This is a genomic window from Rhizobium sp. L51/94, assembly GCF_019355555.1.
GTDB classification, from domain to species: Bacteria; Pseudomonadota; Alphaproteobacteria; order Rhizobiales; family Rhizobiaceae; genus Rhizobium; species Rhizobium rhododendri.
Genome location: NZ_CP072141.1, coordinates 1,241,661 through 1,268,277, shown reverse-complemented (window position 1 = coordinate 1,268,277; position 26,617 = coordinate 1,241,661). Strand labels below are relative to the sequence as shown.

Genomic DNA, 26,617 nt, shown 5'->3' with positions numbered 1-26,617 from the left:
ACCGCAGCCCGAATCGGCGCAGCCTCCGCATCTCCAGATATGCCGCGATCGGGCGCCCAATCCAGATGCAATGCGGCAGGAAAGATCATTCCATTTCCGGGACGGCTGTTGTAGAGCAGATCACCGGCCAAGCGATCACATCTGCGAATGATCCACCGGCCGGGACGAAATCCACAGATGTTCAAGGAATTGTCATGAGCGCCACCGATCTTGCCTCGCTTGAAAAGACCATCGAAGCGGCGTTCGACGCGCGCGACAGCGTCAACCTCTCGACGTCAGGCGAAATCCGCGATGCGGTCGACACGGCGCTGACCCTGCTCGACGGTGGCAAGGTGCGTGTTGCGGAACGCGGTGCCGATGGCGTCTGGACAGTCAATCAGTGGCTGAAGAAGGCGGTGCTGCTATCCTTCCGCCTCAACGACATGACGATCATCGAGGGCGGTGCTGGCGGATCGACCTGGTGGGACAAGGTCCCCTCGAAGTTCGAAGGCTGGGGCGAAAACCGCTTCCGCGAAGCGGGCATCCGCGCCGTACCGAACTGCGTCGTACGGCGCTCGGCCTATATAGCCCCAAATGCCATCCTGATGCCGTCCTTCGTCAATCTCGGCGCCTATGTCGGCGAAGGCACAATGGTCGACGCCTGGGCGACAGTCGGCTCCTGCGCCCAGATCGGCAAACATGTGCATCTTTCCGGCGGCGTCGGCATCGGCGGCGTACTGGAGCCCATGCAGGCCGGCCCGACGATCATCGAGGACAATTGCTTCATCGGCGCCCGCTCGGAAGTCGTCGAGGGCTGCATCGTCCGCGAAGGCTCGGTTCTCGGCATGGGCGTGTTCATCGGCAAGTCGACGAAGATCGTCGACCGCGCCACCGGCGATATCACCTATGGCGAAGTACCGCCCTACTCCGTCGTCGTCGCTGGATCGCTGCCGGCAGCCAAGCCGATGGCAAACGGCCAGCCCGGCCCCGGTCTCTACTGCGCCGTCATCGTCAAGCGCGTCGATGCGCAGACGCGTTCGAAGACCGGTATCAACGAACTTTTGCGCGACTGAGCGGCAATTGGATGGACGCTCCCGGCAACGGGAGCGTCCGGAACAGCAAAAGCTCCATTTCGAGCCTGAGTATTTATCGCCGTTCCGACATTTGCCATCGCTTTGCCATTTCCCGCCGGATACATCGTTGTCATGAACACCACCGATCCCGTCGCCAATCTCCAGACCCTGATCCGCTGCCCGTCGGTAACACCCGCCGACGCCGGTGCTCTTTCGGCACTGACCGACATGCTGTTGCCGCTCGGCTTCGTCGTCGAACGGATGACTGCCAGCGAACCTGGCATTCCCGACATCGACAATCTCTATGCCCGGCTCGGCCATGAGGGGCCGCATTTGATGTTTGCCGGCCATACAGACGTCGTGCCTGTTGGCGACGAAGCAAGCTGGAGCCATCCGCCCTTTGCCGCCGAAATCGCCGATGGCCAGATATTCGGACGCGGCGCGGTCGATATGAAAGGCGGTATCGCCTGCTTTGCTGCTGCTGTTGCCCGCTATATCGCCCGGCACGGCGCGCCAAAGGGCTCGATCTCGTTTCTGATTACCGGCGACGAGGAAGGGCCGGCGATCAACGGCACCACCAAGCTACTCAAATGGGCTGCCGAAAAGGGCGAGACATGGGACGCCTGCCTGGTGGGCGAACCGACCAATCCCGACAGGCTCGGCGACATGATCAAGATAGGTCGGCGCGGTTCACTGTCGGGCAGAATCACCGTCAACGGCGTCCAGGGCCACGCGGCCTATCCTGACCTCGCCGACAATCCGGTGCGCAGTATTCTCGCCCTGACGCAGGCGCTGATGCATCCGCCATTCGACGCGGGCACTGACAATTTCCAGCCATCCAACCTCGAAGTGACGACGCTCGACGTCGGCAACGGCGCTACCAACGTCATCCCGGCGAAGGCGACGGCAAGCTTCAATATCCGTTTCAACGACACATGGACGGCAGATACGCTGAAGGCCGAGATCGTCGCACGGCTCGACCGGGCGGCAGCCGACCAGACGCTGCGTCCGGGTCGTCCGCCGGCATCCTACGAGATCGCCTGGGCGGAGCGGCCGAGCCATGTGTTCCTCACCCGCAACAACGAGTTGATCGCCTCGCTTTCGTCAGCTGTGGAGACGGTGACCGGGCAGGCGCCCAGACTGTCCACGACCGGCGGCACGTCGGATGCGCGTTTCATCAAGGACTATTGTCCGGTCGTAGAATTCGGCCTCGTCGGCCAGACCATGCACATGGTCGACGAGCGCGTTGCGGTCGCCGATCTCGAAACGCTGACGGCAATCTACGAGACATTCCTCGAACGCTGGTTCCAGAATGCCGACGTATAGGGAAGTCCAGTACTATCTGGCCGGGCTCTGGCTGCTGGTGCGCAACGACGCGCGCGGTTTCAACTACCTCGACATCTCCGATCGGGGCCTGACACGGTCTTTCTGGGCCGTTCTCTGGTGCCTGCCACCGATCGGCATTTCCTGGCTTTGGTGGCAGCAGACCTATCTGTCGGCCATGCCGCCGGGCAGCGCCACCGGGCCAGCCTTCTTCTTCCGCCTCGGCCTCGTGGAGGCGGCAAACTGGCTGGTACCGCCCGTCATGGCAGGCTTGCTGCTGCTGCTTTTCAGGAGTGGCGAAAAATTCCAGCCTGTCGTCGTCGCCATGAACTGGCTGGGTCTGCCGCTTGCCTACCTGAACGCGTTGCTGATCGCGCTCATCGCCTTCGTGCCGGGATCGGCCGGCCTCACCGCCATCCTGTGGCTGGTGCTGATGATGGCGCTGATCTTCGCGCTTGCCCGCATCCTGCGGATGATCTGCGGACCGCATCCGCTGTTCGTCGCGGCGATGACACTGATGATGATGGTTCCGCCGATGCTGCTGACGGACTTCCTGCAGCATTTCCTCGGCATCTATCCGCCCGGCTCCTGACGCCTATTCCCGTGCCGGGCGCGGCTGCTCACTCTGGCGAATGCGGCGGGCATCGGGATCTGCGGGATAGTCGACCTGCAGGAAATATAGCCCCTCCGGCGGCGCTACCGGGCCGCAGGCCTTTCGATCCCGCGCCTCGAGCGCAGCGCGGACATCCTCGACCGACCATTTTCCCTCGCCGACCATCTTCAACGTGCCGGCAAAGGAGCGGATCTGATTGTGCAGGAAGCTCTGCGCCGTGGCGCGGATTTCAATCAGATCGCCATTGCGGGTGACATCCAGCCGGTCGAGGGTGCGCAGCGGACTGTTGGCCTGGCAATGGATCGAGCGGAAGGTGGTGAAGTCGTGATAGCCGATCAGCGTCTGGGCTGCCGCATGCATCGGAACATGGTCGAGATCCTTGGATACCCACCAGGCGCGCTTTGCCTCCAGCGCCAGCGGCGCCTTGCGGCTGATGATACGATAGAGATAGTGCCGGCGATGGGCGGAAAAGCGCGCGTCGAAGCGTTCATCGACCTCGGCGGCATCGATGATCGAGACACGCTCGCGGGCCTTGCCGAGATAGGCGTTCAGGGCATTGCGCAGGGTATGCGACGGCCACGTCTTCGACAGGTCGGCGTGGACCACCTGCCCCATCGCATGCACACCGGAATCGGTGCGGCCTGCGCCGCGCACCAGAACGGCCTCGCCCGTCAGCGCCAGGATAGCGTTCTCGATGGCCGACTGGACGGAATGGCCGTTGTCCTGCTTCTGCCAGCCGACATAGGGCGTGCCGTCATATTCGACAGTCATGCGGTATCGCGGCATCAGGCGAGCCTCGTGCCATGAGGTATCGGCGTGCCGCGCAGGAAATCTAAGGCAGCCAGCGGCTTGCCGCCAGCCTTCTGCAACCGCGTCAGCCGCACCGCGCCGGTCTCGCAGGCAATGGTAAGATCGTCAGACAGCACAGTGCCAGCAACGCCCTCGCCACCCGCCACCATCTCGGATGCCAGCACCTTGATGCGCTCCGGCTTGCCCGAGATCTCCATCTCGAACCAGGCGCCGGGCGCCGGCGACAGGCCGCGAATGTGGTTGTGCACATCGGCCGCGGATTTGTGGAAGTCGATCCGTGTCTCGGCCTTGTCGATCTTGGCGGCATAGACCGCGCCCTCGGCTGGCTGCGACGTCAGCGGCAGATCATTCATCTCCAGCCGGACCATGGCCTCGCCCATCGCCTTGGCTCCGACCTGGCTCAGCCTGTCGTGCAGTTCGCCCGCCGTCATCGTCTCTGAAATCGCGACCTCGCGGGTGAGCGCCAACGGGCCGGTATCGAGGCCCTTGTCCATCTTCATCACCATCATGCCGGTCTTGGTGTCGCCTGCCATGATCGCCCGCTGGATCGGCGCCGCCCCGCGCCAGCGCGGCAGCAGCGACGCATGGCCGTTGTAGCAGCCGAGCGCCGTGCCATCGAGGATCGCCTGCGGAAGCAGCAGCCCGTAGGCGACGACGACGGCGACATCTGCCTTGAGGTCGATAAAGCGCTGGCGCTCTTCGGGATCCTTGAAATTGACCGGCGTGTAGACGGGCAGGCCCAGAAGTTCGGCGGCTTGGTGAACGGGCGATTTCTGCAGTTCCAGCCCGCGCCTGCCGCCGGCGCGCGGCGGCTGCGTGTAGACAGCGACGATGCGATGACCGGCGTCGACCAGGGTGCGCAGGGTCGGCACCGAAAAGGCCGGTGTTCCCATGAAGATGATGCTGAGAGACATGCGATCGTCCGTCGTTGCGATTTAACCGCCTTCAAACGGCTTTATCGGCGCGAGATCAAGCCCCTCGAAGTCTTTTGTCTTGCGCGTCGCCAATGTCGCACCGTGTGAGAGGCATGTCCTGGCGATCGTCGCGTCCTTGGTTTGACGGAGGGGCCGGCATTTTTACCCTCCGAACTCCGCGCTTAGGTTTCCCCGTCGGGCAACCAGACTCTGAGTTCGCCGACCGCCCTGAAACCAAGCTTCGTCATTTCACCGAGCGCGTCGCCGCTGTCATATCCAACCAGCGGCGCATTGCGTGAAAACGCTGTCGCTGCCAGTGAAACTGCATCCCGGAATGCATCTGGCGTACCATTGAGGCTGAAGATGTTGGAGATGCCGACAGCCTTCGGCGATTGGTTCACGATGCATCCGGCATCAAAGCTGCCGCCGGCCAGTCGACCGTAGATATGTATGTCGGGATCCAGAAGCAGTGCGGGTGTGAAGACGTTGGCATCGGTCGGGCTACCTGAGTCTTTCCAGAATTGCTCCCAGCGAGCCAGCGCCGCCCCGTCGCCTATGCGTCCCCAGCCATGAGGTCTATCCGCCGGCAGGTCGTGGGGTTCAGCCCAAATCCATGAGGCGGAAAACAACATCTTGAACCCCCTGCTCACCAGATCGAGCCTGCAAAAGCCATCCTTCAAGCCGGGTCGTTTTCCCAGTCTCTCTGTCAGCCGAGCAATTTCAGACAGCTGCTCCTCGGTCGAATGAGGCTCAAGTGTTGTCATGTTGGAATAATACGGCGGCGCGACCGCATCGCTGGACCAGAATGCCGTGGTTCGCTGGTCGGCCAGTCCGTGGGAACGGAACATTGCCTGATAGAGGTCGGCATTGTTCGCGGCGCAAATACGGGCTTTTTCCAAGTCCGAGCGTGTCGTATCCGTTTGATAGTTGTTCCGAGACGAAATGCTCACCATGACAAAGCCTTTTTCTCGACACGTCCGAAACCTGTTCTGCACATCTCACGAAATGCGATTGTCCGTCGTTACGATTTAGCCACCTTGAAACGGGTTTATCAGAACTAGATCAAGCCCCTCGAAGTCTTTCGTGTTGCGCGTCGCCAGCGTCGCGCCATGCGAGAGGCAGATCGCGGCGATCATGGCGTCCTTGGTTTCGATGGAGCGTCCTGCATTTTTTCTTGCGGCACTGATAGTTGCATAAAGGTGCGCCGCACCCAGTGAAAAATCGAGAATACGTCCGGAGAATGCAGCTTCAATGCGATCAAAAGTCGATGCCAGTTGTTGGCGCCGCTTGCCTTCAGGTAGCAGCGCTATGCCGTACCGAACTTCTCCGACAGTAATCGTCGTCAGGAAAATCCGCTCGATCGCATAGTCATCCAGCCAGGCCAAGATCCCTTCGCTGTGCGTTCGCCCCTCCAACTCGGAAATCACGTTCGTGTCGAGGACGATCATCCGTCGAACCGGGGCGGCTCACGATCCGGTTGATGGCGGAAAGCTGAAATAGCTTCGATGTCGGCGTCGTCGAAACGCTCTTCGCCAAGTATAGCTCGCAAACGCCCACCGGCGGAGGTACCGGTATCGTCGGGAGTTGGCAATGCTCGTTGCAGTTGGTCGATGGCTTCTTCGGAAATGCTGCGTCCGTTGCGGCGAGCAATTTCCTCAAGCCTCATCTTCAAGGCTTGGTCTACGCCACGCAGCAGTAAGTTACCCATAGGCGCCTCCCTGATATCTCCCGTATCATAGAGGACGCTGCCAAGAGTTTCAATCTGGGCTTCAGCCCGCCTTGGTCTTGGCGGCCTTGGTGAACTTCTTGATGACCATTTCGCGCTTCAGTCGCGAGATGTGGTCGATGAAGAGGACGCCGTTCAGGTGGTCGATCTCGTGCTGCAGGCAGGTCGCGAGCAGGCCGTCGGCCTTGACGGTCTGCTTGACGCCCTCGACATCGAAATACTCGACCGTCACCTCTGCCGGGCGCTCGACTTCGGCGTAGTAGTCGGGGATGGAGAGACAGCCCTCCTCATAGACCGACCGCTCTTCCGACGACGCGACAATCTCGGGGTTAATGAACACCAGCGGCGTCTTCTCCTCTCCCTCGCGCGAAAGGTCGATGACCAGCATGCGCCGGTCGACACCCATTTGCACAGCAGCAAGGCCAATGCCCGGCGCGTCGTACATCGTGTCCAGCATATCGGTTGCCAGCCGCTTGGTCTCGGCGTCGAAGCGTTCGAACGGCTTCGAGACTACGCGCAGCAGCGGATCGGGGAGAATGATAAGAGGCTTGATCGTCATAAAGTCTCCCATAGCCCATCTTTGTTTGGGAGGGAATTATGAACATGGCCGCAAAACGGGTTTTTTGCGGCCATGTTTGATGGCCGCTCAGGCCGCGCGACGTTTCTCGCCCTGGATGTTGCCATTGCGGATATCGGCCTGCGTCTTGAAGCCGCTGAGAAGGGCGACGAGAGTATTCGCCTCATTGCGCAGATGCCGTGTCTCGGCGGATGTACGTTCGACCATCGCTGCGTTCTGCTGGGTTATCGTATCCATGTTGCGCACGGCGGCACTGACCTCGGCGACGCCGATTGCCTGATCCTTGGCAGCAGCGGCAATATCGCCGACAAACTTGTTGACGCCGTCGATCCGGCTGATCATGTCCGCAAGGGCGACGCCGGTGTTCGAAACGATGGTGACACCGGCGTTGACCTGGGTTGAGCTCTGCGAGATCAGATCCTTGATCTCCTTGGCGGCACTGGCAGAGCGCTGCGCCAGCTGCCGTACCTCCTGCGCCACCACGGCAAAGCCCTTTCCGGCATCGCCGGCCCGGGCTGCCTCGACGCCAGCGTTGAGCGCCAGAAGGTTGGTCTGGAAGGCGATCTCGTCGATGACGCCGATGATCTTCGAGATTTCGGTGGAGGATTTCTCGATCTCAGCCATGGCGGCAACGGCGCTGTTGACCAGATCGCCCGAGCTTTTCGCCTGCTGCTGGGTTTCGCCTACGGCAACGGAGGCCCTGGCCGCATTGGATGCCGTCTGGCCGACGCTGACAGCCAGCTGCTGCAGTGCTGCAGAACTCTGCTCGACGCCGGCGGCCTGCTGCGCCGTGCGCATGGAAAGGTCATCCGTCGCCTTCGACATAAGGTCCGTACCGCTCAACACCCCTTCGGACGTGGCGCGAACACCACCGATGGAATGGCGGAGAGCCGCTACCGCGTTGTTGTAGTCGCTGGCCATCTTCTGAAAGGCGCCCGGGAGGTTTTCCGGCAATACCGCCTCGAAGTCGCCCTTGGACAGAGATTCGAGGCCGCGGCTCAAATGCTCCATGGCTATGCGCTGATCGGCCTCGGCGCGGGTTCGATCCTGCTCCAGGACCTGGCGTTTCTCGTCCAGTTCGGCGAGGTAGACGGAGATCGCGTAGTCGATGTCGAGGAAAGTCGCCTTGACGACGGCCGCCAGCTTGTTCGACAGGCCCCGGGCGTGGCGTTTGCCGAAGCGCGACGGCCAGTGCTTCTCCATGATGCCATGCATCAGTTCCGTCAGCACCAGGGCGTAGCCGCCGATGTACCAGCTGGGATCGAGGCCGATGCGCGCATGGGTCTTGCCGACAGCAGTTACGCCAGCCACGTAGTTGGAATCGAATTGTCCATTCGACAGATGTCCCCAGTGGCTTTCCTGGCGCGCCTTGGCGCCGTCCATGTGGGCTTTGTCTCGGAAGAAATGGGAAATAGCGGGTGTCCGGCCCATCTTCGCATAAAGCTTGTCGAGCGCGCCGCCGAGGAGCTCCGAAAGCGTCGGGCGCATTTCGCGCAGGGTCTCGCGGGTGGCGTCGTCGATCTCGATGAAGTCCAGGCGTTGTCTGAGGGTGGATGTGTCGGGCGCAGCTTTCATCTTGATCTCGGTCTGAATGAGGCTTCCGCACGCCAAGCGTGCAGGTTAAAGGCAATCTGCCAGACTTGACCGATTTGCATTGACCATCCGTTAACTTTGTTACCCAGATTTCGCCCGGTATAGACAGTTTACATTGTTCACGTTTTGATCTGGCTTTTACCCTGACTGGCGTTATAGTCCGGCGATCTCCAACTATCGCCAGGATGCCATGACGATCTCCCTTTTTGGTTCCGACTTCCAGACGGTGCAGTTGCTGTACAGCGCGGTCGGCCTGCTCGTTCTTGTCATCGTGATCCTGCTGGTCCGCAGTGCCGGGAGAAGGCAGAGCGACGACGAGATGGATTTTCGCGCAGCAGAGGCGGAGCAGCGGATGGCGGAGATGCTGCGGCTTCAGGCCGAGATGCAGGGCCGTCTGGCGACGATGACCGAGGTGTTTGGCAGTCGCCAGGCGGAGTTCAACCACGCCGTCAACCAGCGTCTCGACGGGATGTCGCACCGGGTGACCAGCACGCTCAACGAACAGACGAAATCGACGCATGAAAACCTGCAGAAACTGCAGGAGCGGCTCGGCGTCATCGATGCCGCACAGACCAATATCCAGTCGCTTGCAAAGGATGTCGTCGGGCTGCAGGCGATCCTGTCCAACAAGCAGACGCGCGGCGCCTTCGGCCAGGCACGGATGGAGACCATAGTTGCCGACGGCCTGCCGTTCGGCGCCTATGCCTTCCAGCACACGCTGTCGAACGGGTCGCGGCCCGATTGCATCATCCATATGCCAAACGGACTGCCGCCGCTGGTGGTCGATGCAAAATTCCCGCTGGAAGCCTGGAACGCCATCCGCGCGGCCTCCAGCCCGGAAATGGTACGCATCGCCGGCCAACAGTTTCGCCGCGACATGGAAGTCCACATCCGCGATATCTCCGAGAAATATCTGATCCAGGGCGAGACCCAGGACACTGCCTTTCTCTTCGTACCATCGGAATCGATCTTTGCCGAGATTCACGAAAAGTTCGAGGGTGTTATCCAGAAAGCGCACCGCGCGCAGATCGTCATCGTCTCTCCGTCCCTGCTGATGCTATCGATCCAGGTGATCCAGTCTGTCCTGAAGGATCAGCGGATGCGTGAGCAGGCGCATCTCATCCAGGGCGAAGTGGCGCTGCTGATGGCCGATCTCGGTCGTCTCGATGAGCGTGTCACCAAACTCCAGGGACATTTCTCCGCTGCCCAGAAGGATGTCGAGATGATCGCCACGTCCTCCTCGAAGCTTGCGAGGCGCGGCCAGAAGATCGAGGCGCTGGACCTGACAGAGCACTCCGAGGCGGTACGCGAGCCGGCAGAACCATCACGCGGTGTCGAAAGCCGTACTGGACTTCTGAAGCTGAGGGTGGTTGACGAGGACTAAGCGCTTCGGCAGTGTCGCGCCGACATTCCAGCAGAGCAGGCATTCCCATGATCACAGTATTCGGCTCCATCAACATGGACCTCGTTGCAACCACGGACCGGCTGCCGAAGCCCGGGGAAACCGTTGCCGGCAACGGCTTTGCAACGGCTGCCGGCGGCAAGGGTGCAAACCAGGCGCTGGCCGCCCGGCGCGCCGGAGCAACGGTGCGCATGGCCGGAGCTGTCGGCACCGATGGCTTCGCCGAACCTGCGCTGGCGCTGCTGGCAGAAGCCAGCACCGATCTCGGCGCGGTAAAGCATGTCGAGGGCCCAACCGGGACAGCACTCATCCTCGTCGGCGGCGACGGTGAAAACGTCATTGTCGTGGTGCCCGCCGCGAATGGTGCCGTCACCGCCGAAGACGCCACTGCTGCGGTGGCCGGACTGAAGGCCGGCGATATCCTCATGCTGCAGCTCGAGGTGCCCGGGAATGCGGTGGAGGCGGCGCTAGGCGCTGCCAAGGCCGCCGGCGTCCAGACCATCCTCAACCTCGCGCCGCTAACATCAGATGCCAAGCGGCTTGGCCGGCTGGCCGACATCGTCATCGCCAACGAAACCGAATTCGAGCTTCTGGCAGGCCAGGACGGAATGACGGCTGCCGACCGTGAAGCGGCAATGACCCGACTGCATGGGGAAACCGGGCAGACGCTCATCGTCACACTCGGCGGCGACGGTGTGGTTGCCATAAGGGACGGCGTACTGTCGCGCGCCAAGGGCCTCGTTATCGAGCCCATCGACACGGTCGGTGCCGGCGACACGTTCTGCGGATATTTCGCCGCGAGCCTCGATCAGGGCCTGGATTTCGAGGCCGCACTCCGTCGCGCCGCCGTCGCCGGCTCCCTCGCCTGCCTTTCAGCCGGAGCTCAGCCATCGATACCCCTAGCCGAAGCGGTCGCCGCAAGGCTCTGATCGGTGTCTCACGGATAATCTGGTGTAGTTCTGCCCGGAATGTACGGCAAACTTAGCAGTGCTATAAAAAGCGGGAATTGACTGAAATAACAAAGGCCGCCGGGACAATCCGGCGGCCTTAAACCCTGTTCCGAATTCTCAGATCCGCGCAAAGCGCTCCGTAAGCAGCGCAAAAAATCCATCGGCGTCGACGGATCGCATGAACCGGGCGTTGCGCTTGCGATCTGTCACGTGCCACCAGTCGACGACCATCATGCCGATTGTGAGCTCCGAGTTGACCTCGATCTCGACATTGCAGGTGCGGCCGTCGAAAAGCTCTGGCTTCAGCAGGTAGGCAATGACGGTCGGATCGTGCAGCGGGCCGCCGTCTGAGCCGTATTTCTCGATATCGAAGCGCTCGAAGAACTCCAGCATCTCGGCCATGGCCTTCGCCGGCGGGGTGCCGATGTCGGCGATCTTGCGGACCCTGTCCTTGCGGGTCAGCAGCTGATGGGTGACATCGAGCGGCATGATGACCACCGGTACGCCCGACTGCATGACGATGTCGGCCGCCTCGGGATCAACGAAGATATTGAACTCGGCGGCCGGCGTAATGTTGCCGCCCTCAAAGAAGCCGCCGCCCATCATCACCAATTCCTGAACGCGCCCGACGATTTCCGGCGCCTTGCGGAACGCCGTGGCGATATTGGTGAGCGGGCCGAGGGTGCAAAGCGTCACCGTGCCCGCGGGCTCGCGCAACAGTGTCTCGATGATGAAGTCGACGCTGTGTTGCGGCTGCAGCGCCATCGTCGGCTCGGCAAGCTCCGGACCATCCAGCCCCGTCTTGCCGTGCACGTGCTCCGCAGTCACCAGCGGCCGGGCAATCGGCCGGTCGCAACCGGCAAAAACCTTGATATCGCGGCGATCGCAAAGCTCGCAGACGATCCGCGCATTGCGGCTGGTCATGGGCAGCGGCACGTTGCCGGCTACGGTGGTGATACCGAGAATTTCAAGCTCGTCCGGGCTGCCGAACGCCAGCATGATGGCTGCTGCGTCGTCCTGTCCCGGATCGGTATCGATGATGATCTTCCTTGCCAAACGAGCGTCCTCTTCCCTTGTCACTGCGGCGTCACTGCGCCTGTTCCACCCCTTTTTGACGCCATTCGAACTGCTTTTGTCAAGCAAGTGCTGCAACCATAGCGGCATCGAATATCCCGCTGGATTCCGATTGCGTCAGGCAGCGTGCTTGCGCCGAAAGCAGGCAATGCCCATATTGCGGCCATCCGGATGCTGAGATGCAGGTCCGGCAGGGTCGCTTGACAACCAAGGACTTGTAGAGATGAGCCGTATGACGCCTTTTGCCAGCCCTCTCCTGTTGGGCTTCGACGCCATGGAAAAGACCCTCGAGCGGATTTCCAAGATCAGCGATGGATACCCACCCTATAATATCGAGCGAATGCAGGCCGAACCGGCAACTGGCGAACCGGAGCGATTGCGCATCACGCTTGCCGTTGCCGGCTTCAGCGAGGACGAACTCGAAGTCACAACGGAAGAAAACCAGCTGATCATTCGCGGCCGGCAGATCGAGCAGGAGGCACGTGACTATCTCTACCGGGGCATCGCAGCCCGGCAGTTCCAGCGCGTCTTCGTACTGGCCGAAGGGATGCATGTCCTTGGCGCGGCATTGAAAAACGGTTTGCTTTCGGTCGATCTTATCAGACCGGAACCGCCGCGTGGGGTGAAGAAAATTAACATTTCGGTCCCAGAGTAAGGCAACGGCGAATCCGAGCCGTTGGTCCCCCACGCTGGAGGAACGGGAAATGTTACTCAAAGAAGCCACCGCACGCCTCACCGAAAACGAACTCGTATCGCTCGGCAGCGGCGAAGTCGCCTATGTCCGCAAGATCCGCCAGGAGGAAGTGTCCCGTTGCTTCCCGGAAGCTCCGGACATCGATCCCACAGTTGATCTGTGGGCTCTTTTCGGCGCCGACGGCACCCCCATCCTGTTGACCGACAACCGTTCCAGCACCTTCTTCAAGGCTGCCGAAGACGAGTTGAAAACCGTCAGCCTGCACTGAGTTTGCAGCTGGTCCAGGCGGCAAAATGCCAACGGGCTTTTTCCGCCCAACGCAAAATATAAATAAGCCGTTCGCCAAATCCGACGTGCTCTTAAAGCGGTGCGGCGGCTATAGCGGCACCGGCGGATCTCCCGCTGCAGGTATTCTGCTACCGGGCGTCAAACACCGCTCGTGCTGCCTTGACGTTATCCGCGTTATGGCCGACCCAGTCGACCAGGCCTTGGAGCGCTGGCAACAGGCTCTGCCCCATGGGGGTCAGCTCATATTCCACCCGTGGCGGCACTTCCGCGAAAATCTCCCGGATAACCAGACCGTCCCGCTCCAAGTTGCGGAGCGTGAGTGCCAACATTCTCTCGGAAATAGTGGGTATCGATCTATTTAGCTCCGAAAACCGGGCCCGCTCACCCGGCAGCATGGAGAGCGCAAGCATCACGAAAATACTCCACTTGTCTCCGACCTTTGTGAGCAGCTCACGGAAGGCGATCGGGTCTTCATGGCCGCACAGGAGCCCGGGCGCCAGCTGCTTTTTCGCGATGATCTTCGCCATACTTACTTCCCTGTTCGTAGCAGCGGTGAACGTGCGTTCTTGTGGAGAAACAGCTATCGACGTACAACTTACTTACGAAAGGTTAGCTTAGCACCGAAAGGAAGACAACCGCACTGCGGTCGTCTGGATCAGAGGTAGTACAGCTTTTCGAACGTATAAATCCAGAAGACAGGACGTCATCATGCTTGACCACATCATCCTGACCGTCAGCGACATTAAGGCTTCGTTGGCGTTTTACGAAGCCGTATTGGAGCCGCTGAACATCAGATTTTTCGTGCCCTACAAAGGTGAAAACGGCCACCCTGATCTCTGGGGTTTTGGCGACGGTCAAAGCGCTATTTTCTGGCTGAAGCAAGGGAAACCCAATCCTGACGCTATTCACTGGGGTTTCAAAGCGGTCAGCAACGCCCTTGTGGATAGATTTTATGAAGTGGCCATCGCCGCCGGCGCGCGTGACAATATCTCTCCACGGGCGCGGCTTGAGTATTATCCCGGTTATTACGCCGCCGACGTCATCGATCCTGATGGCTATTCGTTCGAAGTTGTCCACAAGAGCTGATCCCGCCACTGCGGCATGCGGTTGTGCGTGCGGTGCCAGGTGCCGAGTTTGATTGCGCTGCTTGGAGCTGCGGATTGTCGGCATGAAAGGTTAAGGCGGTGGTCAAACCCGCTTAAACGTCAGATAGGCCGAGGAGCGGCCTTCGCGTTTGGCTTTGGCTTCGTAGCGCGTGCCGGGCCAGCCGTCATAAGGTGTGAGCCAGTCGGCGGCGTTTTTCGCCGTCCATTCGAAGCCGCCATGGGCCTTACAGTGCTGCAGCGTCCAGTTGATGTATGTGTCGATGTCGGATGCGAAGCAGAATATTGCGCCGGGCTTCAGGACTCGGTGAAAGCGGGCGAGATTGACCGCGGAGACGAAGCGGCGTTTCCAGTGGCGTGTTTTCGGCCAAGGATCCGGATAGAGCAGGTCGATCTGGTCGAGACAGGCGTCCGGCAGCCAATCGAGCAACTGCGTGGCATCGTCGTTGTAGACGCGGATGTTCTGCACACCCGCTTCCTCGACATGGGCAAGCAGCTTCTGCATCGAATTGACGAAGGGCTCGACACCGATGAAACCGGTCGTCGGGTTTTCCTTGGCCCGGTGGATCAGGTGCTCGCCGCCGCCGAATCCGATTTCGAGCCGCAGTCGTTCAACCTGAACTGGAAACAGCGCCTGGAGAGAAGCAGGCGCAGGCGTGTCGAGATCAACCATGAAGGCGGGCAGTAGGGTTTCCAGCCGCCCTGCCTGCTGGCCACGCAGGGGCTTGCCCTTGCGCCGACCGTAGAAGGCTTCCGTTGCCCGCGATCGGCGCTCGGTATCGTTCATGACATTCAGGCCTTGATGGCTTCCTTGAGCGGCTTCACGAGGTCGAGCTTCTCCCAGGAGAAGGAACCGTCGCGACCGGCCTTGCGGCCAAAGTGGCCATAGGCGGAGGTCTTGGCGTAGATCGGCTTGTTGAGGTCCAGATGGCGGCGGATACCGGTCGGCGACAGGTCCATCACCTTACGGATGGCAGCTTCGACCTGATCCTCGGTGTACTTGCCGGTCTGGTGCAGATCGACATAGATCGACAGCGGCTGGGCAATGCCGATCGCATAGGCGATCTGGATGGTGCAGCGGTCGGAGAGACCGGCGGCAACGACGTTCTTGGCGAGATAGCGGGCTGCATAGGCAGCAGAGCGGTCGACCTTGGTGGTGTCCTTGCCGGAGAAGGCGCCGCCGCCGTGCGGAGCAGCACCGCCGTAGGTGTCGACGATGATCTTGCGGCCTGTCAGGCCGGCGTCGCCATCGGGACCGCCGATGACGAACTTGCCGGTTGGATTGATGTACCAGGCGCAATCGGCAGCGACCGGCAGGTCGCCGAATGCTTCCATGATGTAGGGCTCGACGACCGAGCGGACCTTCTTCGAGTCCCAGCTTTCGTCGAGATGCTGGGTCGACAGAACGATCGAGGTGACTTCTGCAGGCTTGCCGTCGACGTAGCGGACGGTGACCTGGCTCTTTGCATCCGGGCCGAGCTTGCCGGCTTCGCCTTCATGCTTCTTGCGGGCGGTGGCAAGCAGCTGCAGGATCAGGTGCGAATAGTAGATCGGTGCCGGCATAAGGTCCGGCGTTTCGCGGCAGGCGTAACCAAACATGATGCCCTGGTCGCCAGCGCCTTCATCGCCCTGCTTGTCGGACGCGTTGTCGACGCCTTGCGCGATGTCGGCCGACTGCGAGTGCAGCAGGACATCGATCTTCGCCGTCTTCCAGTGAAAGCCTTCCTGCTCGTAGCCGATATCCTTGATCGCCTTGCGGGCAGCTGTCTTGAACTTGGCCGGATTGATGACGTCCTTGCCGTCCTTGTCCTTCTTCATCAGGCTCGGCGGCAGGCGGACCTCACCGGCGATAACCACCCGGTTGGTGGTCGCCAGGGTTTCGCAGGCAATGCGGACACTCCAGGGATCGATGCCGGTCTTTGCGGCTTCACGGTAGACCAGATCGACGATTTCGTCGGAGATGCGGTCACAGACCTTGTCCGGGTGACCTTCGGCAACAGACTCACTGGTAAAGAGGTAGTTGGCACGCATGCGGGAATTCCCCTCAAAGAATAAAGCTGGGTCTGTGTTAGTCAGTTCAAAGCCGAATGACAAGGCACAGAAGGACATGGATATATCTTTATATCCCACTTTCCGGTTAAGATTTTTGCGCCAAACATGCAAAAGGCGGCCAAAATGACCGCCTTTGCGTCTTCATGTATAGCCGGCGCTTACTCGGCGTCGGCTTCGGCAGCCAATGCCTTGACCAGTTCGACGACCTTGCGGCGAACCTTTGCATCGGAAATCTTGACGAAAGCACGATTGAGCTGCAGGCCTTCCGAGGACGACAGGAAGTCCACGACATAGTTGGAGCTCGAGGCTTCAGCCATGCCGCTGGCGGACGTCGAGTGATCGCCCGGTGCGTCTTCAAAGAAGAACGAGACCGGCACGTTGAGGATGCTGGAAATATTCTGAAGACGACTGGCGCCAACGCGGTTGGTGCCCTTTTCGTACTTCTGGATTTGCTGGAACGTGATGCCGAGGCTTTCGCCAAGTTTTTCCTGGCTCATGCCCAGCATGGTGCGACGGAGACGGATCCTGCTACCGACATGGATGTCGATTGGATTCGGCTTCTTCTTATTTTCGATCATTATAATGCCCTAACTAGCTCTGGTTGAATCGGCTTCTTCGCCCCCACTACCCCCGACCATGCTTATATAACGCCACGTTGCAGAGCTATATTCGCTTGATCACCATCTTACGTACAGATTAGCGTCCTGGACCACTATGCATTTTTAGGGGTTTTAGGTCAATTCAGGGCTGAAATAAAACCCATGCGTGAAATCACTGCAATCAGGCCCATGCACGCAAGTGCCAACCAAAAGTACAGAACCCGCAGTTTTTCGCCTATTTTAGTTTGGTCTACGCTACCCAAGGTGGCGTCGACAAATCCCTGCTGGCCAAGATCGAGGCCGGCGACGAGACGTCCATGAGAATCGACCAGAGCAGAAATTCCGCTGTTGGCGCTGCGGACGAGCGGCAGGCCGTATTCGACGGCGCGGACACGGGCCTGCTGAAAATGCTGGTAGGGTCCGGGTGTATTGCCGAACCAGGCATCGTTGGTGACATTGACGATAGCGTCGGCCTTGGCGATATCGGGCGTCATCTCGTCGGGAAAGATGATCTCGTAGCAGAGCAACGGGTAGAGCCGGATGCTCGATGGCAGGGTCAACAGCGAGCGACGGGCGGCAGCGGAAAAACCGCCCGGCATCTCGACGATGTTGGCTATGCCGAAATTCTGGAGGATGCTCTCGAAGGGCACATACTCGCCGAACGGCACCAGGTGCACCTTGTCCGCAGCGCCGATGATCTGGCCGCGGCCATCGATCACGTAGATCGAATTGTAGTAGCGCGGCGGCGTCCCCGGCCCCATGTCCTCGGCCCGCACGGCGCCGGTGATGAGGATCTGGTCGTCGGCGAGGACATCGGCAATGCGGGTCAGGGCGTCCCGGTTGTCGGTCAGGAGAAAGGGGAGCGCCGTTTCCGGCCAGACGATGATGTCAGGCCGCTTGCCACCATCCTGCGGTGGCGCCGCTGACAACGCCAGATGCTTCTCGAAGATCGCGGTGCGATCGCCGTCAGTGTCCTGCTTGGCCTCTTGATCGATGTCGGGCTGGATGACGCGCACGACCGGCGCCTTTGCATCTGCACGGAAGGCAGACTCCGGCTGGTTTAGCGCGTAGTAGCCGTAGCCGAGATGGGCAGCGAACAGGAGAGCCGCGAGTGTAATTCCGGGGATGGCGCCGTTGCGGGTGCCTAACAGCGCCGGCGCCGCAAATACGAAGACGGACAGCACCGTCACCCCCAGCATGCCGATCATGTGGGCCGACTGCATCATCAGCGGCGTCGGCATCATGCCATAGCCGATGGCATTCCAGGGAAAGCCGGTGAAGACGAAACTGCGCAGCCATTCGATAAGCCCAAATGCGAAGGCCAGTGCCGCGATCCGTCCAAGACCGTCGGACCATACGAGCCTCGCCAGCGCGGCGGCGAGCCCGTAGAAGATCGCGAGAAATGCCGGCAGGCCGAGGATCGCCAGAGGCAGGGCCCACGCGAACTGCTCCGCATCGATCATCAGCGCATGGCCGAGCCACCAGAGGCCGGCGACGAAATAGCCGAAACCGAACAGCCAGCCGGTCACGAAAGCTGGCCACAGACGGCGGAGGATGCCGCTGCCTGGAGCGGCAGTGGCGCCGTCAAGCAGCCAGACAAGCAGGGTGAAGGAGACGAACATCGCGGCAAAAAAGCCGAAGGGCGGGAGCGCCAGCACGCCGATAGCGCCGGCACCTATGGCAAGCAGGGCACGCCTGAAACCCCAGACCAGAATGACCCTGTCCGCAAGCCATTCCATGCACGCTCTCCCTTGAAACACCACGAATCAAACCCGTTGCGCAGTGTTTCAAAAAAGGCGCGGTTTGTCCCTTGAAGGCTTACGACAGTAGCTTAGCCGGCTGCGTTGCGATTGACGGCACCGCCATCGGATGGCCCGTCGACAGCCGGATGGTCTTTGTCATTACCGGATGCCTCCACTTCACCCTTGACGGGGCGACGGCGGACCGGATGGCGCTTGCGGGTGATGCGGACGCGCTTGATGCGGCGCGGATCAGCCTCGAGGATCTGAAACTCGAACCCGGGAAGCCCCTGGACAAGCTCGCCGCGAACCGGAATGCGACCGAGCGCCGAGAAGATGAGGCCACCCAGCGTATCGACGTCGTCGACTTCCTCGCTGACATCGAAGTCTGAGCCGATAGCCCGGGCGATGTCTTCGAGTTCGACGCGGGCATCGGCGACGAAGACGTCTTCCGATACCTGCTTGAACATGACCTCTTCGTCGTCGTGCTCGTCGTCGATATCGCCAACGACCATCTCGACGATGTCCTCATGCGAGGCCAGACCGTCGGTTCCACCATATTCGTCGATGACCAACGCCATCTGGGTGCGGTTGACCTGCATGCGCCGAAGCAGGTCGGAGGCCAGCATCGACGGCGGCACGAACAGGATCTTCCTGATGATACCGGCTTCGGCAACGGTCTTGCGAAGATCGACCCGGGCGAGATCGAAGTTCGGCTTGGCGGAACGCGGTGCCTTTTCGGCCTTCTCGGCAGCAACAGCGGCGACCTGCGGATCGATTGCCGCAGCCTTGGCGCCGACCCGGCGCTTGTTGCGCGCCTGCTTGGCAACATAGGAAAGCAGGTCGCGGATGTGCACCATGCCGCGGGGATCGTCGAGCGTATCGCAATAGACGGGCATGCGCGAACGTCCGCTTTCCTCGAACAGGATCATCAGTTCCCCGATGGTCAGGCTCTGGTCGACAGCCTCGATATCGGCACGCGGCACCATGACGTCGGCAACGCGCACCTCCCGGAAGCGCAGGATATTGTGCAGCATCGCCCGTTCGTCGGCCGAAAAACCGTCATCGTCGGTGCCGTTCACCATTAGGGCGTCGGTGAGGTCCTCGCGCAGGCGCGAGCCCTGGGCCGGACGCAGCACGCGCGCCGCACGGCTCCAGAAGGTGGATTGGGATTTGTGCCCCGCCCTGCCGTTGCTACTCGCCGCCTCTTCGGAGGCTGCGTCCTGCTCTTTGGCGTCAGTGGCCGGTTTTGCTGTAAAGTCGCTCATGGTTCCAATCAGATCGGGTCTTGACCCGCATAGGGATCTGATAGGCCAAGTCTCGCCAAAATACGAGTCTCAAGGCCTTCCATCAGTTCGGCGTCTTCATCATTCATATGGTCGTAGCCAAACAGATGCAACAATCCATGCACCATCAGATGGGTGAGATGCTCGTCGACACCCTTGTCGAGATCAACCGCCTCGCGCTCCACCGTCTCGCGGGCGATGATGATATCGCCCAGCATGGGGCCGGGCATGCCGCCCGGAGCAAGCGGAAAAGCCGGGAACGACAGGACATTGGTCGGCTTGTCCTGCTTCCGCCATTCGGCGTTGATCGCCCGGATAGAGGCATCGTCGGTGAAAACCAACGAGAGTTCGGGCTCCATCGATGGAAAAGGCTGATGGACCTCCGTCTGCAGAAAATCTGCGGCATTGCCGAGCACGCGCTCGGCCATTGCCTGAAGTGTTTCCTCGGAGGGCCAGCGGCCCTCCTCGATGCTGATCTGTATGTCCAGTCGGGTCATGGCGTCATGCCGGCATCAGCTCTGCCGATCGGCCTCTTCGCTTTCGGGCGTCGCGTACATCGTATCGTAGGCGCGCACGATGCGGCCGACCAGCGGATGGCGGACGATGTCGGTGTCCTTGAAGCGGATCACCGAAATGCCCTCGACGCCGGTCAACAGCTGCAAAGCCTCGACCAGCCCGGATTTGACGCCGCGCGGCAGATCGATCTGGCTCGGGTCGCCGGTGACGATCATCCGCGAGTTTTCGCCGAGACGGGTAAGGAACATCTTCATCTGCATCGAGGTCGTATTCTGCGCCTCGTCGAGGATGACGGCGGAGTTGGCCAGCGTACGGCCGCGCATGAAGGCGAGCGGCGCGATTTCGATGACACCGGCGATGATCGCCCGCTCGACCTTGTCGCCCGGCATCATGTCGTAGAGCGCGTCATAGAGCGGCCGCAGATAGGGATCGACCTTCTCTTTCATGTCGCCGGGCAGGAAGCCCAGCCGTTCGCCAGCTTCCACAGCCGGGCGCGACAGGATGATCTTTTCGACCGCGCCGCGTTCCAGCAGCTGGCAGGCCTGCGCCACGGCAAGATAGGTCTTGCCCGTACCGGCCGGGCCGCAGCCGAATACCAGTTCCGAGCGTTCGAGTGCGCGGAGATAGGCATCCTGCGTCGGCGTGCGCGCGACGATGGTCTTCTTGCGGGTCGAAACCTGGGCCATGGTCAGCTTGGCCTTGCGCTCCATGGTCGGCAGGATCAGCTGGTCATCGGCCGCCAGCGCCATGCGGATGGCGCCCTCGACATCGGACGGCTCGACGCTGCCACCCTTCTGCAATTTTTCGTAGAGGTAATCGAGAGTGCGCCGGGCCTGGTTGGTGGCCAGCACATCGCCGGTGATGACGACGGAGTTGCCGCGAGCGCGGACGTTGATCTTCAGCCGCTCCTCGAGCAGCTTCAGGTTCTGCTCGAACTGACCGAACAGCTCGCTGGCGAACCTGTTGTTTTCGAAAGTCAGAACGAAGTGATTGGCGTCGGTCGCGGCAGGGGACTGGCGCGGAGTAGAGGAAACCAATTCTTGTGCGTTCAAGCGGTCAAGCTCCTTTGCCAATCTCGGACCTACACCTGCTCTGCAAAGAGACTGTTGGTGCTTGTCCCGGTGATTCGTACATTGATAATGTCACCGATTTGCGATGCCTTTGCATCAACATTCACCGATTGCAGCCACGGAGAGCGACCTATCAACTGTCCTGGCATGCGACCGGGCTTTTCGAGCAACACATCGACCACGCGGCCGACGCAGGCTTCGGCAAATTCCTGCTGCTGGCGCATCAGAAGCGCCTGCAACCGTTCCAGCCGTTCAGCCTTGATCTCTTCGGGCACCTGATCCTTCAAGTCCGCGCCGGGGGTGCCGGGACGCGTCGAATATTTGAACGAGTAGGCCTGTGCATAGCGCACGGCCTTGACGAGGGTGAGCGTATCCTCAAAATCCTCGTCTGTCTCCCCCGGAAAGCCGACGATGAAATCTCCGGACAGGGCAATATCCGGGCGCGCGGCCCGGATGCGCTCGACCAGGGCCAGGTAGTCGGCCGTGGTGTGGCGGCGGTTCATCGCTTTTAGGATGCGGTTGGAGCCTGCCTGCACCGGCAGATGCAGATAGGGCATCAGCATGCGCAGGTCGCGGTGGGCATTGATCAGCCTGTCATCCATGTCGCGCGGATGACTTGTGGTATAGCGCAGCCGCGCCAGACCCGGAATATCGGCAAGCCGATACAGCAGGTCGCCAAGGCTCCATTCCTCGCCATCCGGTCCCTTGCCGTGCCAGGCGTTGACGTTCTGGCCGAGCAGCGTCACTTCGCGCACGCCACCAGCGACCAGTTTCTCCGCCTCGTCGACGATCTGCGACACCGGCCGGGAAACCTCGGAACCGCGCGTGTAAGGCACGACACAGAAGGTGCAGAACTTGTCGCAGCCTTCCTGCACCGTCAGGAACGCCGTGACGCCACGGGCGCGGATTTTGGCGCTTTCGGCCATCGGCAGATGCAGGAACTTGTCTTCGATGGCATATTCCGTATCGACGACGCGCTGGCCTTGCTTGGCGCGACGTAGCGCCTCAGGCAGGCGATGATAGGTCTGCGGACCGATCACCACATCGACGGCGGGCGCCCGACGCAGGATTTCCTCGCCCTCGGCCTGGGCAACGCAGCCGGTGACGCCGATCATCATCTCGCGACCGTCTGCAGCCTTGCGCTTTTTCATGTCGCGAAGCCGGCCGAGCGCCGAATAGACCTTTTCGGCCGCCTTCTCGCGGATATGGCAGGTGTTGAGGAGGACGAGGTCGGCCTCTTCCATGTCGTCGGTCGGCTCGTAGCCGTCCTTGGCCAGCGCGTCGCTCATCCGGGTGGAGTCGTAGACGTTCATCTGGCAGCCGTAGGTCTTGATGAAGACCTTGCGGCTGTTGCTGCCATCACGGGGTTCCGGGGCGATCAGAAGGGCGCTGTCCTGGGTCATGGCGGCTATCTAGTGGTTTTTTGACGGTGTGAAAAGACAATCTTGAGTATCAGGTCTTGTGGCGACCGAGCAGCAGGCCCGAAAGCAGGGCACGAATGCGCTCGGTGACTTCCGCTGCGACCTGCTTGCGGTTGCTGTCGGCGCGATAATCGACCGTCTCGCCGAAATGCACGTCGACATCGATTGCGCCGCAGGCAAGCACGCCCTTCAGCGACGGCAGCATCTCGATGTCTCCCGGCCATGTGGCAACGGGCCGGTGATAACGCCCCATCGGCATGCCGTGGATGCCTGTATAAGCGACCGCGACCGGCTGGACGTGCACCACGCCTTCGGGTGCGGCCGGAAGTGCGGCGGCCGCCGCCCCGAACAGCGAGGACTTCACCTCCAGCAGGCGGTTGCCGTCCGACGTTGTGCCTTCCGGAAACAGAACGACGATCTCGCCGCCGGCCATGCGCTCGGCAATCTCGTTCACCTGCTCGCCCGTCTTGCGCTTCTGCTCGCGGACGACGAAGATCGTCTTCTGCAATCGCGCGAAAAGTCCGAAGATCGGCCAGTCGCGCACCTCGATCTTCGCAATAAAGGCGACATCGGCAACTGCCGACAGCACCAGGATATCCAGCCAGGACGAATGGTTCGATGCCAGCATCAGTGGCCTCCGACGATCCGGCACGCCATGAACGCGGATGTGCAGCCCGAAGGCATAGCAGACGAGGCGGTGCCAGAGGCGCGGCAGGTAGCGGCGCAGCCTCCAGTCAAAATAGAGGCAGACACATTGCAGCGGCAGCAGGAAAACGCTGGCGAGCACCACCAGCAACAGACCGAAGGCAAGGCGAAGCCGGTGGATCAAGGCCGTGCCTCATCAAGTGTTTTCGGATGCGTACCTACCACCTCACCGCAAAGCTGCGGTTTCCGAATGCATAAGCTTCGTCCGGCCCTGTCGCAGACATCAGGCACTCAGTGCTCGTCCTTCTTGATCGGCACGCCATAAAGCTCGAGCCGGTGGCCTACCAGGCGAAAGCCGTGCTCGCGCGCTATACGTTCCTGCAGGGCCTCGATTTCCGGCGAATGGAACTCGACGACGTCGCCGGTCTTCAGGTCGATCAGGTGGTCGTGGTGCTCTTCCGGAACCGTCTCGTAGCGCGAACGGCCGTCTCGAAAATCGTGGCGGGTGATAATGCCGGCGTCCTCGAACAGCTTTACCGTGCGGTAGACCGTCGAGATGGAGATTTTCGAATCGATCTTCACCGAACGGCGATGCAGTTCCTCCACATCGGGATGATCCTCGGCATCCGCAATGATTCGAGCGATGACGCGCCGCTGCTCGGTCATGCGCATGCCGCGTTCGGCACAGAGCTCCTCGAGCGATTTGGCAATATCTGTCATCGATGTCGTCTTCTGGCCCGTGGATCCGACCCTAGGGACTAGCGAAGATCGCGGCGCATGACAAGCGCCGTCGATTTTGTACCGGATGCATCCGTGTAATAGGCCTTACGCTCGCCAACCGTGGCGAAGCCCAGCTTGCGGTAGAGCCCGACTGCCGCAACATTGCCAGCATCGACCTCCAGAAACATGCTTTCACCGCCGCGCCGGTGCGCCTCGCGCATCGCCGCCTGCATCAACCGCCAGCCGAGACCGGCGCGACCGAGCTTCGGCTGCACCGCAACCGTGAGGATCTCCGCCTCGTCGGCGACATGGCGAGCCAGCACGAAACCGCAAAGTGCCGGCTTGCCGTTGGTCTGGCGGGCGACAAAGCCGAACACCGGCTCCTGCGACAGCAGGCTGTGGAATTCGCCTGTGCCCCAGGCTTTCGGAAAGCGGGCGCTGTGCAGCGCGGATACGTCGGCGCAATCGCGCGAGACCATGGCAACGATCTCGTAATCCGGCTTGCTTCTAAGGAATGACGGCAGCATCGCCTATTGCCTCGCGACGGCAAAGCCGAGCTGCGGCTTGGCATCGGGGCCGCGCAGATAAAGCGGCTTCGGCTTCTCGCCGACAAGCATTTTTGCACCCAGCCGCGCAACATGCGAGATCGGAAAGGCATTGCCAGCCGCGTCTGCCGGCGCATCCTCCGCCGTGGAGCTCAAAAGCGGCACGGCCGAGCCGGCCAACAGGCCATCGAACTCGGCGGCCAGCGCTCGAGCATCCTGCACTAGCACCGCCGCAGACTCGCTAAGAGGCATTCCGTCGGCACCGAATGTCTGCAGGTAGACTTCGCCCCGCTTGGCGTCCATTGCCACCAGCATCGGCCGGCCCGCAGCCTTCGGGCGATGGGCAGCCGCGATCACCTCGAGTGTCGTGACGCCGACAGCCGGGATGCCGAGCGCAAGGGCAAAGCCACGGGCCGCAGCGACGCCGACCCGGATGCCGGTGAAGGAGCCGGGACCGACAGTCACCGCGATCCGCTCGACTGCATCGAGCTTCAGGCCAGCCTTGTCGAGCACACGATCGACCAGCGCGATGAGATGCTCGGCATGGCCCTTACCGATGGTTTCGGTAATTTCGGCGAGCACGCGGTCGCCGTCGCTGTCATAGACGGCGGCGGCGCAATCGATGCCTGCGGTATCCAGCGCCAGTACGATCATTTTCGACGTTTCCGGAAAATCCCGATCAGACCGCTTCGACTTCCAGCACTTCGGGCACGAAATGGCGGAGGAGGTTCTGGACGCCGTGCTTCAGCGTGGCGGTGGACGAAGGGCAGCCGGCGCATGAGCCTTTCATGTTGAGAAAGACGGTGCCATCCCGGAAGCCGCGGAAAGTGATGTCGCCCCCATCCTGGGCGACGGCCGGACGGACACGGGTCTCCAGCAGTTCCTTGATCGTCAAGACGATGGACTCATCGCCCTCGGCGAAGAACTCGCCATCGGCATCCGTGACTTCCGACAATGCCGAGGACGTGCCCATGACGGGCTTGCCGGACATGAAATGCTCCATGATCGAGCCGAGGATAGCTGGCTTCAGATGCTGCCATTCCTGATCATCCTTGGAGACGCTGATGAAATCATAGCCGAAATAGACGCCGGTGACTCCGGGCACGGTGAACAGGCGGGCCGCGAGTGGCGAAACCTGCGCGTCGGCGGCGCTGCGGAACTCCGCCGTGCCATTTTCCATGACAACCTTGCCAGGCAGGAATTTCAGCGTTGCGGGGTTCGGCGTGGACTCGGTCTGAATGAACATCGTCATCTCCATGACGGCGGCATGAGCCTGTCCGTCGTTTAGAACTCTTCAAAAGAAAATAGGCCTTTTCGGCCAACCAATCAAGACCGCCACACTCAACAAATCGGCAACGGGATCAGCAAAGAGCGTCGATTTCCTCGTTTGTCAGCGAATCCGGCAGCACCGTGACCGGGATCGGGAAGGCTGCGGAGCGACCGGCGACGGACGATACCAGCGGCCCCGGACCTTCCTTGTTCGATCCCGCTGCCAGAACAAGAATGGCGACGTCGCGGTCCTCGTCGATCACTGCATTCAGCTGTTCCGCAACATCGCCCTCGCGGATGACCGTTTCGGGCTCGATGCCGATGGTTTCCCGCACAAGCTGGGCAGCCTTGGCGACAACAGCTTCGGCCTCCTCGCGCGCTTCCGCGCGCATGATTTCCTCGACCCCCAGCCACTGCTGGAAATCACCATCGGGAATGACGTAGAGCAGCAGCAGACCGCCATTGGAATTCTTCGCCCGCCGGCCAGCGTAGTGCACCGCACGCTGGCATTCCGGAGTGCCGTCGATCACCGCCATGAACTTGCGGCGATGGCCTTCTAGCCGTGAAAGTCGCTGTGATACCATGGCCGGACTCTGACACGTGATGGCCGATTTTTGCAAGCCCCCGTCTTCTCCT

At 61.1% G+C, this 26,617-nt stretch carries 31 protein-coding genes and 1 pseudogene; 8 read left to right on the top strand and 24 right to left on the bottom strand.

The features are described 5' to 3' along the window. Positions 1–194 precede the first annotated feature (194 nt). From dapD to J5274_RS06050, 3 genes are all read left to right on the top strand, one after another. Positions 195–1,052 carry a 2,3,4,5-tetrahydropyridine-2,6-dicarboxylate N-succinyltransferase gene (gene dapD / locus J5274_RS06060; protein ID WP_142823890.1) on the top strand — a complete coding sequence of 286 codons (858 nt, stop codon included), beginning with the start codon at positions 195–197 and terminating at the stop codon, positions 1,050–1,052. A 132-nt stretch (positions 1,053–1,184) separates the two neighbouring features. Beyond that, the gene (gene dapE / locus J5274_RS06055; protein ID WP_142823889.1) at positions 1,185–2,378 is read left to right on the top strand and encodes a succinyl-diaminopimelate desuccinylase; all 1,194 of its coding nucleotides are present in this window, start codon (positions 1,185–1,187) and stop codon (positions 2,376–2,378) included. After that, positions 2,365–2,967, top strand: coding sequence for a hypothetical protein (locus J5274_RS06050; RefSeq protein ID WP_111216504.1), 603 nt, complete (start codon positions 2,365–2,367; stop codon positions 2,965–2,967). The genes dapE and J5274_RS06050 overlap by 14 nt, the downstream gene beginning before the upstream one ends. A 3-nt stretch (positions 2,968–2,970) precedes the next feature. On the opposite strand, the gene truA is transcribed toward J5274_RS06050, so the two are convergent. From truA to J5274_RS06015, 8 genes and pseudogenes are all read right to left on the bottom strand, one after another. Beyond that, a complete protein-coding gene (gene truA / locus J5274_RS06045; RefSeq protein WP_142823888.1) occupies positions 2,971–3,774 on the bottom strand; it encodes a tRNA pseudouridine(38-40) synthase TruA in 804 nt (267 codons plus the stop codon). Then, entirely contained in the window at positions 3,774–4,712 is a 939-nt protein-coding gene (gene fmt, locus J5274_RS06040) for a methionyl-tRNA formyltransferase (protein WP_142823887.1), read from the bottom strand. The genes truA and fmt overlap by 1 nt, the downstream gene beginning before the upstream one ends. A gap of 21 nt (positions 4,713–4,733) precedes the next feature. Further along, a pseudogene (locus tag J5274_RS28730) lies at positions 4,734–4,856 on the bottom strand (type II toxin-antitoxin system VapC family toxin); the annotation flags it as partial. Positions 4,857–4,894: 38 nt separating this feature from the next. After that, a complete protein-coding gene (locus J5274_RS06035) occupies positions 4,895–5,665 on the bottom strand; it encodes a hypothetical protein (protein WP_219274807.1) in 771 nt (256 codons plus the stop codon). Between the two features lie 75 nt (positions 5,666–5,740). Further along, entirely contained in the window at positions 5,741–6,160 is a 420-nt protein-coding gene (locus J5274_RS06030) for a type II toxin-antitoxin system VapC family toxin (protein ID WP_142823885.1), read from the bottom strand. Continuing rightward, the gene (locus J5274_RS06025; RefSeq protein WP_142823884.1) at positions 6,157–6,420 is read right to left on the bottom strand and encodes a plasmid stabilization protein; all 264 of its coding nucleotides are present in this window, start codon (positions 6,418–6,420) and stop codon (positions 6,157–6,159) included. Before J5274_RS06025 ends, J5274_RS06030 begins: the two co-directional genes overlap by 4 nt. A 61-nt stretch (positions 6,421–6,481) precedes the next feature. Continuing rightward, a complete protein-coding gene (def, locus tag J5274_RS06020) occupies positions 6,482–6,997 on the bottom strand; it encodes a peptide deformylase (RefSeq protein WP_142823883.1) in 516 nt (171 codons plus the stop codon). A gap of 87 nt (positions 6,998–7,084) precedes the next feature. Then, positions 7,085–8,590, bottom strand: coding sequence for a globin-coupled sensor protein (locus J5274_RS06015; RefSeq protein WP_142823882.1), 1,506 nt, complete (start codon positions 8,588–8,590; stop codon positions 7,085–7,087). 208 nt (positions 8,591–8,798) lie between these two features. Between J5274_RS06015 and J5274_RS06010 the strand changes: the two genes are divergently transcribed. Next, the gene (locus J5274_RS06010; protein WP_142823881.1) at positions 8,799–9,992 is read left to right on the top strand and encodes a DNA recombination protein RmuC; all 1,194 of its coding nucleotides are present in this window, start codon (positions 8,799–8,801) and stop codon (positions 9,990–9,992) included. Positions 9,993–10,039: 47 nt separating this feature from the next. Beyond that, positions 10,040–10,939, top strand: a complete 900-nt coding sequence (locus J5274_RS06005; protein ID WP_142823880.1) for a ribokinase — start codon at positions 10,040–10,042, stop codon at positions 10,937–10,939. A 138-nt stretch (positions 10,940–11,077) separates the two neighbouring features. Here the strand turns inward: J5274_RS06005 and J5274_RS06000 are convergent, their stop codons facing one another. Then, a complete protein-coding gene (locus J5274_RS06000) occupies positions 11,078–12,016 on the bottom strand; it encodes a nucleoside hydrolase (RefSeq protein ID WP_224128598.1) in 939 nt (312 codons plus the stop codon). A 241-nt stretch (positions 12,017–12,257) separates the two neighbouring features. On the opposite strand from J5274_RS06000, the gene J5274_RS05995 reads away from it, so the two are divergent. Both J5274_RS05995 and J5274_RS05990 read left to right on the top strand, forming a co-directional pair. Continuing rightward, a complete protein-coding gene (locus J5274_RS05995) occupies positions 12,258–12,689 on the top strand; it encodes an Hsp20 family protein (RefSeq protein ID WP_142823878.1) in 432 nt (143 codons plus the stop codon). A gap of 49 nt (positions 12,690–12,738) precedes the next feature. Beyond that, complete coding sequence (locus J5274_RS05990; protein WP_142823877.1) at positions 12,739–12,996, top strand: DUF1150 family protein; 258 nt, start codon at positions 12,739–12,741, stop codon at positions 12,994–12,996. 148 nt (positions 12,997–13,144) lie between these two features. Here the strand turns inward: J5274_RS05990 and J5274_RS05985 are convergent, their stop codons facing one another. Beyond that, positions 13,145–13,543, bottom strand: coding sequence for a helix-turn-helix domain-containing protein (locus J5274_RS05985; protein WP_219274806.1), 399 nt, complete (start codon positions 13,541–13,543; stop codon positions 13,145–13,147). Positions 13,544–13,724: 181 nt separating this feature from the next. Between J5274_RS05985 and J5274_RS05980 the strand changes: the two genes are divergently transcribed. Next, a complete protein-coding gene (locus J5274_RS05980) occupies positions 13,725–14,102 on the top strand; it encodes a VOC family protein (RefSeq protein WP_142829115.1) in 378 nt (125 codons plus the stop codon). Between the two features lie 102 nt (positions 14,103–14,204). On the opposite strand, the gene trmB is transcribed toward J5274_RS05980, so the two are convergent. From trmB to J5274_RS05910, 14 genes are all read right to left on the bottom strand, one after another. Continuing rightward, positions 14,205–14,906 carry a tRNA (guanosine(46)-N7)-methyltransferase TrmB gene (gene trmB / locus J5274_RS05975; protein ID WP_142823875.1) on the bottom strand — a complete coding sequence of 234 codons (702 nt, stop codon included), beginning with the start codon at positions 14,904–14,906 and terminating at the stop codon, positions 14,205–14,207. A 5-nt stretch (positions 14,907–14,911) separates the two neighbouring features. After that, entirely contained in the window at positions 14,912–16,150 is a 1,239-nt protein-coding gene (gene metK / locus J5274_RS05970) for a methionine adenosyltransferase (protein WP_142823874.1), read from the bottom strand. Positions 16,151–16,329: 179 nt separating this feature from the next. Then, positions 16,330–16,749, bottom strand: coding sequence for a helix-turn-helix domain-containing protein (locus tag J5274_RS05965; protein ID WP_111216473.1), 420 nt, complete (start codon positions 16,747–16,749; stop codon positions 16,330–16,332). Positions 16,750–16,907: 158 nt separating this feature from the next. After that, positions 16,908–18,509 carry an apolipoprotein N-acyltransferase gene (gene lnt, locus J5274_RS05960; protein ID WP_219274805.1) on the bottom strand — a complete coding sequence of 534 codons (1,602 nt, stop codon included), beginning with the start codon at positions 18,507–18,509 and terminating at the stop codon, positions 16,908–16,910. A 92-nt stretch (positions 18,510–18,601) separates the two neighbouring features. After that, entirely contained in the window at positions 18,602–19,777 is a 1,176-nt protein-coding gene (locus J5274_RS05955; protein ID WP_142823872.1) for a hemolysin family protein, read from the bottom strand. Between the two features lie 8 nt (positions 19,778–19,785). Next, positions 19,786–20,292 (bottom strand): rRNA maturation RNase YbeY, encoded by a 507-nt coding sequence (ybeY, locus tag J5274_RS05950; protein WP_142823871.1) that lies wholly within the window; start codon positions 20,290–20,292, stop codon positions 19,786–19,788. A gap of 15 nt (positions 20,293–20,307) precedes the next feature. Beyond that, a complete protein-coding gene (locus J5274_RS05945) occupies positions 20,308–21,363 on the bottom strand; it encodes a PhoH family protein (RefSeq protein ID WP_142823870.1) in 1,056 nt (351 codons plus the stop codon). Positions 21,364–21,392: 29 nt separating this feature from the next. Then, a complete protein-coding gene (miaB, locus tag J5274_RS05940) occupies positions 21,393–22,784 on the bottom strand; it encodes a tRNA (N6-isopentenyl adenosine(37)-C2)-methylthiotransferase MiaB (protein ID WP_142823869.1) in 1,392 nt (463 codons plus the stop codon). Between the two features lie 49 nt (positions 22,785–22,833). Beyond that, a complete protein-coding gene (locus J5274_RS05935; protein WP_142823868.1) occupies positions 22,834–23,631 on the bottom strand; it encodes a 1-acyl-sn-glycerol-3-phosphate acyltransferase in 798 nt (265 codons plus the stop codon). A 107-nt stretch (positions 23,632–23,738) separates the two neighbouring features. After that, positions 23,739–24,167, bottom strand: a complete 429-nt coding sequence (locus tag J5274_RS05930; protein WP_111216460.1) for a Fur family transcriptional regulator — start codon at positions 24,165–24,167, stop codon at positions 23,739–23,741. Positions 24,168–24,205: 38 nt separating this feature from the next. Then, on the bottom strand, positions 24,206–24,694 hold the full coding sequence (locus J5274_RS05925) for a GNAT family N-acetyltransferase (RefSeq protein ID WP_142823867.1): 489 nt from the start codon (positions 24,692–24,694) through the stop codon (positions 24,206–24,208). Positions 24,695–24,697: 3 nt separating this feature from the next. Further along, positions 24,698–25,366 (bottom strand): tRNA (adenosine(37)-N6)-threonylcarbamoyltransferase complex dimerization subunit type 1 TsaB, encoded by a 669-nt coding sequence (tsaB, locus tag J5274_RS05920; protein ID WP_142823866.1) that lies wholly within the window; start codon positions 25,364–25,366, stop codon positions 24,698–24,700. Between the two features lie 25 nt (positions 25,367–25,391). Further along, on the bottom strand, positions 25,392–25,958 hold the full coding sequence (locus J5274_RS05915; RefSeq protein ID WP_219274804.1) for a NifU family protein: 567 nt from the start codon (positions 25,956–25,958) through the stop codon (positions 25,392–25,394). 115 nt (positions 25,959–26,073) lie between these two features. Continuing rightward, the gene (locus J5274_RS05910; RefSeq protein WP_111216455.1) at positions 26,074–26,565 is read right to left on the bottom strand and encodes a universal stress protein; all 492 of its coding nucleotides are present in this window, start codon (positions 26,563–26,565) and stop codon (positions 26,074–26,076) included. Positions 26,566–26,617: the final 52 nt, after the last annotated feature.

Bases quoted from the DNA above. Each gene is read 5' to 3' on its own strand.
- J5274_RS05915 (WP_219274804.1), bottom strand. From the start codon at position 25,958: ATGTTCATTCAGACCGAGTCCACGCCGAACCCCGCAACGCTGAAATTC.
- trmB (WP_142823875.1), bottom strand. From the start codon at position 14,906: ATGAACGATACCGAGCGCCGATCGCGGGCAACGGAAGCCTTCTACGGT.
- fmt (WP_142823887.1), bottom strand. From the start codon at position 4,712: ATGTCTCTCAGCATCATCTTCATGGGAACACCGGCCTTTTCGGTGCCG.
- tsaB (WP_142823866.1), bottom strand. From the start codon at position 25,366: ATGATCGTACTGGCGCTGGATACCGCAGGCATCGATTGCGCCGCCGCC.
- miaB (WP_142823869.1), bottom strand. From the start codon at position 22,784: ATGACCCAGGACAGCGCCCTTCTGATCGCCCCGGAACCCCGTGATGGC.
- J5274_RS06050 (WP_111216504.1), top strand. From the start codon at position 2,365: ATGCCGACGTATAGGGAAGTCCAGTACTATCTGGCCGGGCTCTGGCTG.
- J5274_RS05910 (WP_111216455.1), bottom strand. From the start codon at position 26,565: ATGGTATCACAGCGACTTTCACGGCTAGAAGGCCATCGCCGCAAGTTC.
- J5274_RS06025 (WP_142823884.1), bottom strand. From the start codon at position 6,420: ATGGGTAACTTACTGCTGCGTGGCGTAGACCAAGCCTTGAAGATGAGG.
- dapE (WP_142823889.1), top strand. From the start codon at position 1,185: ATGAACACCACCGATCCCGTCGCCAATCTCCAGACCCTGATCCGCTGC.
- J5274_RS06030 (WP_142823885.1), bottom strand. From the start codon at position 6,160: ATGATCGTCCTCGACACGAACGTGATTTCCGAGTTGGAGGGGCGAACG.
- J5274_RS06005 (WP_142823880.1), top strand. From the start codon at position 10,040: ATGATCACAGTATTCGGCTCCATCAACATGGACCTCGTTGCAACCACG.
- J5274_RS05955 (WP_142823872.1), bottom strand. From the start codon at position 19,777: ATGAGCGACTTTACAGCAAAACCGGCCACTGACGCCAAAGAGCAGGAC.
- J5274_RS05985 (WP_219274806.1), bottom strand. From the start codon at position 13,543: ATGGCGAAGATCATCGCGAAAAAGCAGCTGGCGCCCGGGCTCCTGTGC.
- J5274_RS05995 (WP_142823878.1), top strand. From the start codon at position 12,258: ATGAGCCGTATGACGCCTTTTGCCAGCCCTCTCCTGTTGGGCTTCGAC.
- dapD (WP_142823890.1), top strand. From the start codon at position 195: ATGAGCGCCACCGATCTTGCCTCGCTTGAAAAGACCATCGAAGCGGCG.
- metK (WP_142823874.1), bottom strand. From the start codon at position 16,150: ATGCGTGCCAACTACCTCTTTACCAGTGAGTCTGTTGCCGAAGGTCAC.
- J5274_RS05965 (WP_111216473.1), bottom strand. From the start codon at position 16,749: ATGATCGAAAATAAGAAGAAGCCGAATCCAATCGACATCCATGTCGGT.
- J5274_RS05925 (WP_142823867.1), bottom strand. From the start codon at position 24,694: ATGCTGCCGTCATTCCTTAGAAGCAAGCCGGATTACGAGATCGTTGCC.
- lnt (WP_219274805.1), bottom strand. From the start codon at position 18,509: ATGGAATGGCTTGCGGACAGGGTCATTCTGGTCTGGGGTTTCAGGCGT.
- J5274_RS06015 (WP_142823882.1), bottom strand. From the start codon at position 8,590: ATGAAAGCTGCGCCCGACACATCCACCCTCAGACAACGCCTGGACTTC.
- J5274_RS05990 (WP_142823877.1), top strand. From the start codon at position 12,739: ATGTTACTCAAAGAAGCCACCGCACGCCTCACCGAAAACGAACTCGTA.
- def (WP_142823883.1), bottom strand. From the start codon at position 6,997: ATGACGATCAAGCCTCTTATCATTCTCCCCGATCCGCTGCTGCGCGTA.
- truA (WP_142823888.1), bottom strand. From the start codon at position 3,774: ATGCCGCGATACCGCATGACTGTCGAATATGACGGCACGCCCTATGTC.
- J5274_RS06010 (WP_142823881.1), top strand. From the start codon at position 8,799: ATGACGATCTCCCTTTTTGGTTCCGACTTCCAGACGGTGCAGTTGCTG.
- J5274_RS05980 (WP_142829115.1), top strand. From the start codon at position 13,725: ATGCTTGACCACATCATCCTGACCGTCAGCGACATTAAGGCTTCGTTG.
- ybeY (WP_142823871.1), bottom strand. From the start codon at position 20,292: ATGACCCGACTGGACATACAGATCAGCATCGAGGAGGGCCGCTGGCCC.
- J5274_RS05930 (WP_111216460.1), bottom strand. From the start codon at position 24,167: ATGACAGATATTGCCAAATCGCTCGAGGAGCTCTGTGCCGAACGCGGC.
- J5274_RS06035 (WP_219274807.1), bottom strand. From the start codon at position 5,665: ATGGTGAGCATTTCGTCTCGGAACAACTATCAAACGGATACGACACGC.